General features: G+C 36.3%; 11 protein-coding genes. 2 read left to right on the forward strand and 9 right to left on the reverse strand.

Annotated features, from left to right (window positions below):
- Window positions 1-5: 5 nt before the first annotated feature.
- The 3 genes from HCO57_RS13140 to rlmD are packed head-to-tail and all read right to left on the reverse strand — an operon-like array spanning window position 6 to window position 2,672.
- Window positions 6-779 (reverse strand): DUF6048 family protein, encoded by a 774-nt coding sequence (locus tag HCO57_RS13140; protein WP_167989405.1) that lies wholly within the window; start codon window positions 777-779, stop codon window positions 6-8.
- On the reverse strand, window positions 760-1,254 hold the full coding sequence (locus HCO57_RS13145; RefSeq protein ID WP_167989406.1) for a DUF6452 family protein: 495 nt from the start codon (window positions 1,252-1,254) through the stop codon (window positions 760-762). Before HCO57_RS13145 ends, HCO57_RS13140 begins: the two co-directional genes overlap by 20 nt.
- Before the next feature lie 8 nt (window positions 1,255-1,262).
- The gene (gene rlmD, locus HCO57_RS13150) at window positions 1,263-2,672 is read right to left on the reverse strand and encodes a 23S rRNA (uracil(1939)-C(5))-methyltransferase RlmD (protein ID WP_136950867.1); all 1,410 of its coding nucleotides are present in this window, start codon (window positions 2,670-2,672) and stop codon (window positions 1,263-1,265) included.
- A gap of 276 nt (window positions 2,673-2,948) precedes the next feature.
- Between rlmD and rocD the strand changes: the two genes are divergently transcribed.
- Window positions 2,949-4,232: an ornithine--oxo-acid transaminase gene (rocD, locus tag HCO57_RS13155; protein WP_167989407.1), complete on the forward strand. Its 1,284-nt coding sequence runs from the start codon at window positions 2,949-2,951 to the stop codon at window positions 4,230-4,232.
- Here rocD and HCO57_RS13160 read toward each other — a convergent pair.
- From HCO57_RS13160 to HCO57_RS13175, 4 genes are all read right to left on the reverse strand, one after another.
- A complete protein-coding gene (locus HCO57_RS13160; protein WP_167989408.1) occupies window positions 4,229-5,284 on the reverse strand; it encodes an LD-carboxypeptidase in 1,056 nt (351 codons plus the stop codon). The genes rocD and HCO57_RS13160 overlap by 4 nt on opposite strands.
- A gap of 22 nt (window positions 5,285-5,306) precedes the next feature.
- Window positions 5,307-6,581, reverse strand: a complete 1,275-nt coding sequence (locus tag HCO57_RS13165) for a carboxypeptidase-like regulatory domain-containing protein (protein WP_167989409.1) — start codon at window positions 6,579-6,581, stop codon at window positions 5,307-5,309.
- 75 nt (window positions 6,582-6,656) lie between these two features.
- Window positions 6,657-7,040 (reverse strand): VOC family protein, encoded by a 384-nt coding sequence (locus HCO57_RS13170; protein WP_167989410.1) that lies wholly within the window; start codon window positions 7,038-7,040, stop codon window positions 6,657-6,659.
- Entirely contained in the window at window positions 7,040-9,487 is a 2,448-nt protein-coding gene (locus tag HCO57_RS13175) for a M14 family metallopeptidase (RefSeq protein ID WP_167989411.1), read from the reverse strand. Before HCO57_RS13175 ends, HCO57_RS13170 begins: the two co-directional genes overlap by 1 nt.
- A 126-nt stretch (window positions 9,488-9,613) precedes the next feature.
- On the opposite strand from HCO57_RS13175, the gene bshC reads away from it, so the two are divergent.
- Window positions 9,614-11,215 (forward strand): bacillithiol biosynthesis cysteine-adding enzyme BshC, encoded by a 1,602-nt coding sequence (gene bshC / locus HCO57_RS13180; protein WP_167989412.1) that lies wholly within the window; start codon window positions 9,614-9,616, stop codon window positions 11,213-11,215.
- Here bshC and HCO57_RS13185 read toward each other — a convergent pair.
- Together HCO57_RS13185 and pgmB are read right to left on the reverse strand one after the other, a co-directional pair.
- Window positions 11,204-11,746: a pyridoxamine 5'-phosphate oxidase family protein gene (locus HCO57_RS13185; protein WP_167989413.1), complete on the reverse strand. Its 543-nt coding sequence runs from the start codon at window positions 11,744-11,746 to the stop codon at window positions 11,204-11,206. The two genes, bshC and HCO57_RS13185, sit on opposite strands and share 12 nt — an antisense overlap.
- A gap of 202 nt (window positions 11,747-11,948) precedes the next feature.
- Window positions 11,949-12,608, reverse strand: a complete 660-nt coding sequence (gene pgmB / locus HCO57_RS13190; protein WP_167989414.1) for a beta-phosphoglucomutase — start codon at window positions 12,606-12,608, stop codon at window positions 11,949-11,951.
- Window positions 12,609-12,763 lie beyond the last annotated feature (155 nt).

Raw genomic sequence — 12,763 nt, forward strand, 5'->3', positions numbered from 1 at the left:
TAGTATTAATTTTCTAGATTTTCTTCCTCTGGCTTTTTCTTTTTAACCTTTTTATAGAGTGGTATAAAATAAGATATGCTGTAGTTGTAGCCTACTCCCCATTTAGCTTCTTCTGTAACCTTATTAAAACCAGGAATCCATAAGTTGTCAAAATTATCGGGTTTGGTGTTAGATAAAAGGTGACTCATCCTAACACTCATCCCCAAATACATATTCTTAATCAATTCTACCTTTAGCCCTAAAACAAATTCTAGCCAAGTAGCGTTAAGCCCTTCATGATTAATTGGCGTGTCGCTACCAAAAATGAGCTCATTTTCTGGCGCATACGTTCTATTTAAGTTCCAATAATTAAAATTGTGAATAGTAGAGGAAAAGCTGCTATGGGCTAAACGCCCACCTACGGTTATTTGATTCCGCATTCCGTACCAGTTAGAGTAGGTATTGTAGTCCATACCTGCTTTGGCATAATTACCTTTTGTGGTATAGCTGTATAAGATAGATTGATTTAAGTTTTCATCATCAGACTTTTCTTCGTTACCTACTTCTACAGCTATGTACCATTTATCTGATAATCGGTAATCTGCTACAAACTCTAATCCATTATAATCTTCATTAAGCACACCCATTACAGGTTTGCTTAAATCTACCCCAATTCGTAAACCGTAGGCGTATTTTCTGGTAATCGTATCCTTAGGATTAAGGTCTATAGATTTATCCTGAGCCCAATTTAATTGGCTAAAAAGACCAAAAATTATAAGACTAATGAAATATCTTAACATGTATTAAAGTGTCTCTTTTAACAGTAGTTTCTACCACAGCTACGCTGTCTATCCAATTAGCAGAATCATTACTAAGTGTATAGCTTAACTCGTTGTAATTAGCAATAAATCCACAAGCTCTAGATAAGAATTCTTCCTGTACAGTGTAATTAAAAGTAATAGTATCAGAGTTACCAGATACGGTGCCATCGGTTGCTTGGCTATAGTTATTGGTAAGTACAAAAGTGGAGTTGTTAGTTTCTATGCGTAATGGTAAAGAGTCACTGGTTTTAGCTCCAACCGTATTTACAACTACATTTAATTCTGTCTCTACTGACCGTAAATTAGGAACCGATTTTTCGGTATCTGGGTCTTCGTAGTTAAAGAATCCAAGCATTAATACTGGCGTGTCTCCGGCAACACAAATGTCATCTTTTTCACAAGAGGAGAATTGTATTATAACTAGCAACAAAACAAATGGCAAAAATCGCTTCATGCGGTATTTTATCGTTTTTGTAAAAGTACTACATTTTCTACGTGATGGGTCTGCGGAAACATATCTACGGGTTGTACCTTAACAACTTTATACATATGGTCTAATAAGGCTAAATCACGTGCTTGTGTAGCGCTATTGCAACTTACATAAACAATTTTAGCTGCCCCAACGTTTAACAATTGTTCAACAACTTTTTTATGCATACCATCTCTAGGTGGATCCGTAATAATAACATCTGGCTGACCGTGTGTTGCTATAAATTCCGGGGAGAAAACATTTTTCATGTCGCCCACGTAAAATTCTACATTGTTAATCTTATTGTGCTCGGCATTTGCTTTTGCGTCTAAAATTGCTTCTGGTACAGATTCTATACCTATCACTTTTTTGGCCTTTTTTGCCACAAATTGAGCAATGGTTCCAGTGCCAGTATATAAATCGTACACCAATTCTTCCCCTGTCAATTCTGCAAAATCACGGGTTACCTTGTAAAGCTCGTATGCCTGCTCAGGATTGGTTTGATAAAAGGATTTTGCATTTATTTTAAATTGCAATCCTTCCATTTCTTCAAAAATGTGGTCACGACCGTGGTAACAAATAATGTCTTGGTCGTAAATAGTGTCGTTTTGCTTGTTATTGATTAGGTATTGCAAAGAGGTGATTTCAGAAAAGTTTTCTTGTAAGCCATTTAATAAGAGTTCTCTAGAGGCTTTATCGTCCTCAAAAAACTGTATCACTACCATTACCTCACCTATGGTGCTAGTTCTGAGCATTAAGGTACGTAGTAGTCCTTCTTGGTTTCTAGGATTAAAAAAAGACAGTTGGTGTTTTTCTGCAAATGCCTTTACCCACAATCGGATAGCATTACTGGGGTCTGGTTGTAAATAACATTTTTTTACATCCAAAATTTTATCCCACATTCCAGGAATATGAAAACCTAAGGCGTTTCTGTTTTCTATCTGTTGGTCAGAGATTATTTCTTCTTGACTCAGCCATCTAGAGTCAGAAAAAGAAAATTCCATTTTATTGCGATAAAAATACTGTTTACCAGAACCAAGAATTGGTGTAACCTCTGGAAGATTTACCTGCCCTATACGCGTTAAGTTTTCTTCTACTTCCTTTTGTTTGTAAAACAATTGATGTTGGTACTCCATGTGCTGCCATTTACAGCCGCCACAGGTACCAAAATGTTCGCAAACTGGGTTCGTACGTTTATCAGAATAGGTATGGAACTTTATAGCTGTGCCTTCAAAAAAATTCTTTCTTTTTTTAAAAGTCTGTACATCAACTACATCGCCAGGAATGGCGTTAGAAAGAAAAATTACTCTACCGTCTGGGGCTTTGGCAACAGATTTGCCTTTAGCGCCAGCATCTACAACAGTTACATTCTCAAAAACTTTTCTTCTATTATTTCTTCTCATGCCGCAAAAATACATCTTCTTTAAACTTTGAACTTACGCATGGCTTTTTAAAATGATTTTAAATTGATTTTATAGGTGCTGGGGATACTTTCGATTTTCGCACAGATTTATAAGATGTAATTCATCTTTCTTAAACGAATTACGTACAAACTTTTAAGTTTTATTAACTTTGGCACTCTAAGGGATGATTTCTCTCCCACGCTGCTTTTCTGAAGCTCTTCAGGAAAAAAAAGGTACAGAAGGAATGGTTATTTTAACAATTATAAAACTATTAAAATGGCTGTTTTACAAGATTTAACTTCACAGCAAGCAATTGAATTAGAAGACAAGTACGGTGCTCACAACTACCACCCACTGCCTGTGGTATTAACCAAAGGAGAAGGTGTTTTTGTATGGGATTTAGAAGGAAACAAATATTATGACTTTCTTTCTGCATATTCTGCCGTTAACCAAGGACATTGTCATCCTAAAATTATTAAAGCACTAACTGATCAAGCTCAGCAATTAACCCTAACGTCAAGAGCGTTTTATAACGACCAATTGGGAAAGTTTGAAAAGTTTGCCACTGAATATTTTGGATTCGATAAGCTTCTACCAATGAATACCGGAGCAGAAGCTGTTGAAACCGCTTTGAAATTAGCGCGTAAATGGGGGTATGAGAAAAAGGGAATTCCTGCAAATAAAGCAAAAATCATAGTTTGTGAGAATAATTTTCACGGTAGGACTATATCTATAATATCTGCATCCAACGACCCTGTAGCAACGGAAAATTTTGGCCCATTTACTCCTGGAATTGTTTCTATTGCCTATAATGATTTGTCTGCTTTAAAAACTGCTTTAGAAGAAGATAATATTGCGGCATTTTTAGTAGAACCTATACAAGGAGAAGCGGGTGTTTTTGTGCCAGACGAAGGTTACATTAGAGCAGCTAGAGCATTGTGTAAGGATAAAAATGTACTCTTTATTGCCGATGAGGTACAAACCGGTATTGCAAGAACAGGAAAGCTTTTGGCTACTTGTGGGGACTGTAATTGCGCGGATAGAAATTGTTCTGGAGAGCCAGAAGTGAAGCCAGATATTTTAATTCTTGGTAAGGCAATTTCTGGTGGTGTATTTCCAGTTTCTGCTGTTTTGGCAAATAATGAAATAATGGAAGTGATACGCCCTGGTAACCATGGTTCTACCTTTGGAGGTAATCCTCTAGCCTGTGCTGTTGCAACTGCTGCTTTAGAAGTAGTTAGAGAAGAACGTTTAGCCGAAAATGCTGCCGAATTGGGAGCACTTTTCCGTTCAGAAATGGAAAAAATTATTGCAGAAACTGACTTAGTAGTAAAAGTTAGAGGTAAAGGCTTGCTTAATGCAATTGTAATCAACGATACCGAAGATAGCAGTACGGCCTGGGATATTTGTATGGCCCTAAAAGAAAATGGTTTATTAGCCAAGCCAACCCATGGTAATATTATTCGTTTTGCTCCTCCTTTGGTGATGAATAAAACGCAATTGCAAGATTGTGTGGCAATAATAGCTAAAACCTTAAAAGGTTTCAAAAAACAAGCTTAGACCACAGCATTTTCTAACAAATGTAAAGACAATTGGTCTGCATCTAGTTGGGCCATAATTCCTGTGGGTAAGGTAAAGTTATTGGGAACATGCCCAAAACTGAATCCATACGCCGCAGGAATCCCCATTGGGGAGATTCTATCCAGGATGACTTCTTTTAAGGTGAAATTACGATTATCTTTAGGGGTGTCACAACCAATGCAAACACCAAAGAAAATACCTTTTGCTTTATTAAAAGTCGACGTAGATAACAGTTGGGTAAGCATGCGGTCTATGCGGTAAGGCCGCTCTTCTATATCTTCTAAGAAAACTAATTTATCTGTAAAGTCAAGTTCGTATGGTGTGCCAATTAGCGCCGTAACCAATGTTAGGCTACCGCCTATAAGTTCACCCGTTGCTGTACCAGCTGTAATTGTGTAGCGTTCATAGGTGGTATCTGATAACATTTCCACTTTAGTTAAAACCACATTTTTTAAGGTTGTGTGCTGCTGGTTGTGCATCACAACTTTTTTCAAGTATTCTTGGCTATAAGCATCATCCAGTGTGCTGCCTACGGGACCATGAAAGCCAACCAATCCCGTCTTTTTGTAAATGGCATTCAAAAGTGCTGTAACATCACTAAAACCTATAAGTACTTTTGGGTTATTCTGTATAGCATCATAATCCAAAAGATGTAGTATTCTGGTGCAGCCGTAACCGCCTCTAGCACACAGGATGCCATCTATTTCTGGATTTTTAAACATCGCCATAATATCTGCTGCGCGTTCTTCATCAGTATTACTAAAATAGCCGTAGTTACCTATAATACGTTGAGTATGTACAGGCATAAATCCCATTTTTTTTAGCGCATCTAAACTAGTTTCTAGTACTTCTTTTTTAACAGCATAACCAGGGGCGATTACACCAATGGTAGCTCCTTTTTCAAGTTTTTTCGGCTTAATTTTAGATAAGTTATTGTCTGAATGGGGTGTTTTACCCAAAGCAAATTGAGAAAAGTAAGTTGTTGCTCCCAGAGCAAGAGAGGATTGTATAAATAACCTTCTTTTGGTCATAGCAATTGTTTATTTAATAGGACTAAGGTTTAGCAGCACCATTTTTATTGGCTCGTTTTATTTGGCGTTGTATTTTTTTTATGGCACTCTCAATAGATTTTTCAGGTTCAATAATATTGTATTCTCCCCAGAAATCTGGATCAGAGAACCCAATAGCTTCATCTGCCAGAATAATACTTCGTTTTAGTTTTTCTTTATTCTTAAGATTTTGTTGTTCTGTATTTTGTTTCCAATCTGTTACTGCCATTTCAGCAGCCATGCTGTAGAGTGAATTAAAGAGCTTTCCTTCCCAATTTACTTTAAATTCCATCAAAATATTACTATAACCATAATACCATTTTCCGTTCTTTTCTCGGTAATCAACACGGTAAGCTACTTCTGTTGGCCACACATCTACTTGTGCAGGTTTTCTTCTGACAAATAATCTAGATGCTTTTTCGCGGTCTGTAATATTCAATTGGTATACGGCGCTTGCCAAAGTTTTGTTTTCTACATCAATATATAATTTTCCCTTATACAAAGGGTCTGCAATGCTCTCTAATTGATTAAAAGCGATGACGTAAATCTGGCGGTCATCAATTAATGTGGAACCTTCGTATTTAAATCGGTATTCATCTACTAAGCCACCAGCAAAGATGTATTCTGGATATTTCATCAGGTCTACATACAAGGTGTTAAATGGGCCGCCTTGTAGCTTTAAAGCCACGGTATCTAATTTATTATAATCGGTACTTTTACGAGCTTTGTACAAGCGCATCGCATCGTTTTTGTCTGATGCGTAGGGCGATTTATAAATGTTGACAACTGCTTCTGATAGCGAAACATTTCTTCTTCGCTTTTTAATAGTCTCTCTGTAAAAAGCTGTCATAATAGATGGCGCATCAAGGTAATGTTCTCCTTTTTTACTCAACACTTCACGCACCAATTTCTCTGCATCTTTTGGTGCATTAATATTTACTGGTTCTAAAGCGGTCACTGCCACTTTAAGGTGAATTTTATTATTTTTTTGATTTAATGTTGTAAGCGGAATTGATTTAGTTTCATACCCCAAAAAAGCAATTATTACTTGCGCATTTTTGGTGGTTAAAGGTACTTTTAAACTGAACTCACCGTCTGTATTTGTGATGGTGCTAATATTGGTATTTTCAATGCTTATGGTAGCAAGCGCTAAAGATTTGTTGCTGCCTTCTTCTAAAACTTCTCCATTATATTCTCGGAACTGTCCATTTTGGGCTACAACGCTAAATGTTGTAGTACAACATACAGCGAATAAAATAAGGGTGAATATCTTTTTCATAATCAACAGTTTCTAAGTTTAACTAGTTTGCAGTTTTACTACTAAAATTACAAAATATCAGCTTAAATTATGATTTCATACTTCATATAATTCTAACGGTAATTGGTCTGGGTCTTCAAAAAAAGTAAATCGTTTTCCCGTAAGTTCATCTATCCGGATAGGTTCTGTAGCAACATCAAAGGAATGCAAGCGTGCAATAGCATCATCTAAATTGGTAACGCAGAAGGCTAAATGACGCAGACCAGCTGCTTCTGGTCTAGAAGTTCTTTGTGGTGGATTGGGAAAAGAAAAGAGTTCAATACAATACTGATCAGCAACGTCTAAATCTAATTTGTAAGAAGCCCTAGCCTCTCTATAGGTCTCTTTACGAATAGAGAGACCTAGAATCTCCGTGTAAAAATGTTTCGACTTTTTATAATCAGAACAAATTATGGCGATATGGTGTATTCCTGTAAACATTAGTCTACCATGAACAGGGCATTAGCAAAGAATAGCTTGCCGTTTTCCCAAAAACCTCTGAATAGAGGATTATCTACCATATAAATTACTTGTCCACGACCGTAGTTTTGATTGCCAAAAACAAGAGTGTTACCCAGTTTTTTTTGTGCGTTAGTGCCTGCAAAGCCAGAAACTGGAGTAGCATCTTTCTCTAAGTAAACTGCGTTGCCTTGTTTTAGATAATCATAACTGTCTGTACCTAGTTTTAATGTAAAGTAGCTGTTGCCATACCCATATGCCAAAGGATTACTATTATCTATTCTAGTTTTAAAAATAGCTCCAGTAATAGCATTTTTCATTCGCTCTCGTTCTATAGCATGGCTAGGCGTAAGGGATGTAGCTTCAGTTTCCTTTTCTAATTCTTTTGTTTTTAGACCAAACCCATTACTGCCGGTTAAGCTTTTTAAGGCGCCACCCATAGCAATGAGTTTGCCACCTGCTTTAACCCAATCTTTAAGCTCTGCCATGGTGGTATCATCCAAATAAGAACTGTAACGGCCATTGGGCAGAATCAGTACATCATAGGCGTCTAAATCTATATTTTTAAAATAAGCTTCGTTTAAAATGGTCACGGGATAGTTCAATTGTTGCTCAAAGAAATGCCATACTTCTCCAAATTGTAGGGTGGAGCTAGGTTTACCATTAAAGACTGCAACCTTAGGCTTTTTAATCATTCTTACAGCACTAGAACCAAAATCTTTGCCGCCATCCACAAATCCGGTGTTTACGGCCTCTAAACTTTTAAAATGTTTGGTAGCTACTTCTTGCAATTTTGCTTCCATATCAGCCACTTGTTCGTTATCAGTTTTGGTGATAATAAGACTACCACGTTCAAAAGATTTTCCATTAAGTGTAAACGAATGGTGTGCCGCACGTATTTTTATTCCATTTTGGAGTAATTCTGCTAAAAAACGAGCATCATACATACTGTTCCAATCTGTTACATACGCATACGCATTAGAGGTTACTTTGGTTGTAATAGGTTGGTCCATGAAATTTTGCTTGCTAACAGTATTTGTGCTTGCTACGGCATCCAGACCGTACGCATAGGGTAAAGACCAAGCCGTGATATCATAAGTTAAAGAATCACTCAACTTGGCAGCGGGTTCAAATAATACTTTTACCATGGTACCTTTGGGTTGGTTGGTAGAAACCACTAAGCTATTCTCATTACTTTTTAAAGAAGTTTGGCGATTGGTTTGGTAGCCAAAACCCTTAACGGTACTGTTGGTACCTTGATGATATGCTATTTCATGTTTGTTCAATAGAGAACTAAGAGCCCTAATTTTATCAACATCACCATTTAATACATAATCTTTATAGGTAAAGTTTTTTTGCTGATAGAACTTTTTAAACTCGCTATTTAGACGTTTTGCGTTGCTAGCAGCTACTTCTACTGTAGATAAGCCTGTTGTAAAATGGTGGTCTATACGGTCTTGTAGCGTAAGCGTGTCCCCATTTTTTGTAATAATACCTAAGCCAGCACGGCCACTGCCGCCTTGCTCATACGTCATTCCAATACTTCCATTATACATAGGGTAGGTGTCTCCATAACTAGGATAGAGCAAATCAAAAACCTCTTTGGTGAAATAAAACCAACCCTTGGCATCAAAATATTTTGCATGATTTCTGCCTATAGTTTCTTGAAATTCGCGCTGAAAATCGGTTATCACCTCATGGTAAGGTTCTGCAGCAGGTGCAAAATAATATGGATTATCTACGCCTTGTTCATGAAAATCTACATGTACATGCGGTAACCATTGATTAAAAATTTTTAATCGTTGTTGACTTTCCACTTGGGTCAACCATGCCCAATCCCTATTTAAATCGAACATATAATGATTACTTCTGCCAGACAACCAACCCTCGTGATGCTCCACACTATTTGGGTCTACCTGATTAGGAGTGTTTTTATTCTGATTATACCAGTTTACATACCAATCTCTACCATCCGGATTAATACAAGGGTCTATAATCACTATGGTGTTTTTAAGATATTCTTTTTTATCGGTTAATAAGCTGTAAATGGTTTTCATAGAAGCTTCTGTACTTACGCTTTCATTACCATGAACGTTATAACTTAACCAAACGATAGCCTTATCATTAGTGCCAGTGCCCGTAGTATTTTTTAAATGCTCTTTGCGTATTTCTTCTAGATTTGCTAGGTTTTCTGCACTAGAAACATAAGCCAGTTGTAAAAGTCTACGTTCATTAGTCTTACCGTAGGTAATTAACTTTACATTTTCTGGTGCTACAAGGGCTAAATATTTATAGTAACCTACAACCTCATGGTGTCTGCTAAATTCGGTTCCTAGCTCATATCCCAAGAACTCAGAAGGACTTTTAAGGGTCTGTGCATAAGTGCTTAAAGCGATAGAAAGGACTAGTAGCGTAAAAATTTTTTTCATAAATGTGTTTGATTGTGGCGTAAACTCAAAGCTAGCAATATTTTTTGCAAGCGGCAATTAACGAAATTTTTAGGCTTCTACTGTTTGAAGTAACTTATCTTTAACCCGATTTTTTTTCTTGAGTTCATGGATGTAGACTGTATACCTTACCAAAAAACCGGTTATTTTTCCAAGCTTATTTGCGATTATATTTCAGAAGAGCCAAAGCTTTCTAAATTCTATGGACACTTTCCTAGAATTGAAAATTTTGAATCACAGATTAAGACAAAAGAACAATCGTTTTCTGTAACCACAAGAAAAATATTGGTGCAGGCCCTCAAAGCACAGTATCAAGGAATATCCACATCACCCAATACACAAGCAAATATAGAGGCACTGGGCTTAGAAAATACGTTTACTGTTGTTACAGGACACCAACTGAATTTGTTTACAGGACCCCTTTATTTCTTATATAAGATTATTAGTACAATTAATCTTACTGAAGAATTACAACAAAAGTACCCAGATAAAAACTTTGTGCCTGTGTACTGGATGGCAACAGAGGACCACGATTTTGAAGAAATAAACTACTTCAATTTTAAAGGCAAGAAAATACAATGGAATAAAAAGGCTGCTGGACCAGTGGGTAGGTTAGATACTACGGGTTTAGATGAAGTATTTAAAGTTATAGAGGCTCAAATGGGAACTACCCAACGAGCAGAAGAACTAAAAAAGTTATTTAAAGAGGGGTATTTACAGCACGCTACTTTGACAGAGGCTACACGGTATATTGTCAATCAGTTATTTAGGTCTTACGGACTGGTTATCGTAGACGGGGACGATGCTGATTTAAAGCGATTGTTAATACCGTACATGAAAGCAGACATTTTAGATCAGCAGCCTTATGCGTTGGTTTCTAAGACTATAAATGCTTTGAGCAATGCTTCTGAGGATTATAAAATTCAAGTAAACCCAAGAGAAATTAACTATTTCTACATTAAGGATAATTTGCGAGAGCGAATTGTACAGCGTGGTGCCGATTTTTTTGTAAATGATACTGAGATAGCATTTTCTAGGGAAGCACTCTTAAATGAGATGGATGCGCATCCAGAACGGTTTTCTCCTAATGTAATTGCTAGGCCGCTATACCAAGAAGTAATTTTACCTAATTTATGCTACATTGGGGGTGGCGGAGAATTGGCGTACTGGCTACAACTTAAACAGTATTTTGATGCATTAGAAGTTCCTTTTCCTATACTTCTACCGCGGAATTCTGCACTATTAATAACACAAAAAGCAGTGCAGAAGATTCATAAAATGGAGTTGTCTGTTGAAGATTTATTTTTAAAGCAAAGTAGGTTAATCAATAAGAAAATTAGAAAAATATCTAATATTGATATAGATTTTACACCACAAAAAAAGGCCCTAGAAGCACAGTTTAAAGCACTTTATGAGTTAGCGAAGCAAACCGACGAATCCTTCATCGGAGCTGTGAAAGCACAAGAAGTTAAGCAAAAAAAGGGATTAGATAATTTAGAAAAACGTCTTTTAAAGGCTCAAAAATTAAAACTTAAAGACCATGTAATTCGTCTTACAGAACTTCAAAATCAATTATTCCCTAATTATTCGTTACAAGAAAGACAACTCAATTTTTCTGAGATGTATTTAGAATATGGAGATGACTTAATTGCAATCTTAAAAGAAAAGTTGCGTCCACTACAGTTAGAATTTTTAGTATTACGGGACTAATAACAGACTCTCCCATCCACCATTTTGCTTGGTAAATTGAATCCGTTGATGTTGGCTGTTTGTGAGTTTTAAATATTCTAATGTTATGGTTTCTATTTCTACTTGGCAAAAAAAGTTTTGGTCACTCAAATAATCAATATCATCTGTTGGTGTTATAGTGCTTCCCGGAGCTTTTTTGGTGGTATAGTCTTTCTTTGCTTTATCAGATAATTGCGTCCATATTTTTTGCAATTCTTTGGTTTCCGTAACAATAGTCGCATTCCCAGTAAAAAGGAGTTGTATTTTTTTTTCTGGATGATAAAATAGTGCGGATATGGTGGAGTTGTTTCTTAATTGTTCCACTTTTGCAGATCGTCTGTCCGTGTAAAAGATTAATTTAAAATCTTCTTCTATAGCCCTAAGTACTACAGTTCGTTGTTTTGGCGTTCTACTTGCTATGGTACCACAGGTAAAATATCTAAAGGGATGTCCATAAGTGTTAAGTGCTGTTTGGAGTTCTTTTTTGATGCTTTGTAAAACTAATTGATTCACTTTAAAACTTTTTTTAAAAATAATTCAATTTTAAGGTAGGGTAAAGCAAAAACTAATTGTTATACTACAAATTGCTTTGATTAAAAAGCAAAGCTTTAAGTATGTGGATTAGTTAATTCATGTGTTTAGGTTGGTTTTGATTTAAAATTAAAAGCCCCGGAGTGGTTCCCGGGGCTTTTGCCATTTATTATGTTGACTTGTTTTAAAACAAATCTTTAAAATGAGATTTTACTTCAAACAAAGTCGCTTGTTTCATATCATCAAACCGAACGTCTGCATGGCCAACACGCTCCTTAGGGCCTATCCCTACAGCGTGGAAACCTCCTGCTTTAGCAGCATCAACACCGCTTTCGGCATCTTCATAAACTACACATTCCTCTGGCTTTAACTCAAGTTTCTCTGCTCCAAACAAAAAGATATCTGGCGCGGGTTTACTTTTACTCACACTATTACCGTCACCAATTACATCAAAATATTTGGTAGCATCTAGTTGTGCTAAAACTTTAGTAGAATTTTTACTTGCACTGCCTAATGCCACTTTAAAACCTTCTTGTCTTAAATGTGTAAGTAATTCTCTAGCACCAGGCAAATAATCCTCAGGAGTAATTTGGTTTAAACTTGCTACGTAAATCTCATTCTTTTTAGTAGCTAGTTCAACTACCTCTTTTTCTGGTAAATTAACAGCGTTGTGGTCCATAATAATACCTATGGAATCTAACCTAGAAACACCTCTAAGTTTTTCGTTCACTTCACGGTCAAAATTCCAGCCCATCTCGTCAGCAAGGGCTTTCCAAGCAAGAAAATGTAGTTCAGCGGTATCCGTAATTACACCGTCCAAATCGAAGATAAATCCTTTTATCATTTTAAATTTTGGTTTGGAGCACAAAGAAAGGTTTTAAATTGTTAAGAAAAAAGCTACAGAATGTTATATGTGCCTAGAATAATTAAAAATAAGGATAATCTTTAGGTTTATAGGTAGTTAGAAAAAAATAATGTCCTAATTACCTCATAATTAAT

It is taken from the genome of Croceivirga sp. JEA036 (assembly GCF_011882165.1).
Classification (GTDB): Bacteria; Bacteroidota; Bacteroidia; order Flavobacteriales; family Flavobacteriaceae; genus Croceivirga.

Coding starts and splice junctions, on each gene's coding strand:
- HCO57_RS13140 (WP_167989405.1), bottom strand. CDS start 779: ATGTTAAGATATTTCATTAGTCTTATAATTTTTGGTCTTTTTAGCCAA.
- HCO57_RS13145 (WP_167989406.1), bottom strand. CDS start 1,254: ATGAAGCGATTTTTGCCATTTGTTTTGTTGCTAGTTATAATACAATTC.
- rlmD (WP_136950867.1), bottom strand. CDS start 2,672: ATGAGAAGAAATAATAGAAGAAAAGTTTTTGAGAATGTAACTGTTGTA.
- rocD (WP_167989407.1), top strand. CDS start 2,949: ATGGCTGTTTTACAAGATTTAACTTCACAGCAAGCAATTGAATTAGAA.
- HCO57_RS13160 (WP_167989408.1), bottom strand. CDS start 5,284: ATGACCAAAAGAAGGTTATTTATACAATCCTCTCTTGCTCTGGGAGCA.
- HCO57_RS13165 (WP_167989409.1), bottom strand. CDS start 6,581: ATGAAAAAGATATTCACCCTTATTTTATTCGCTGTATGTTGTACTACA.
- HCO57_RS13170 (WP_167989410.1), bottom strand. CDS start 7,040: ATGTTTACAGGAATACACCATATCGCCATAATTTGTTCTGATTATAAA.
- HCO57_RS13175 (WP_167989411.1), bottom strand. CDS start 9,487: ATGAAAAAAATTTTTACGCTACTAGTCCTTTCTATCGCTTTAAGCACT.
- bshC (WP_167989412.1), top strand. CDS start 9,614: ATGGATGTAGACTGTATACCTTACCAAAAAACCGGTTATTTTTCCAAG.
- pgmB (WP_167989414.1), bottom strand. CDS start 12,608: ATGATAAAAGGATTTATCTTCGATTTGGACGGTGTAATTACGGATACC.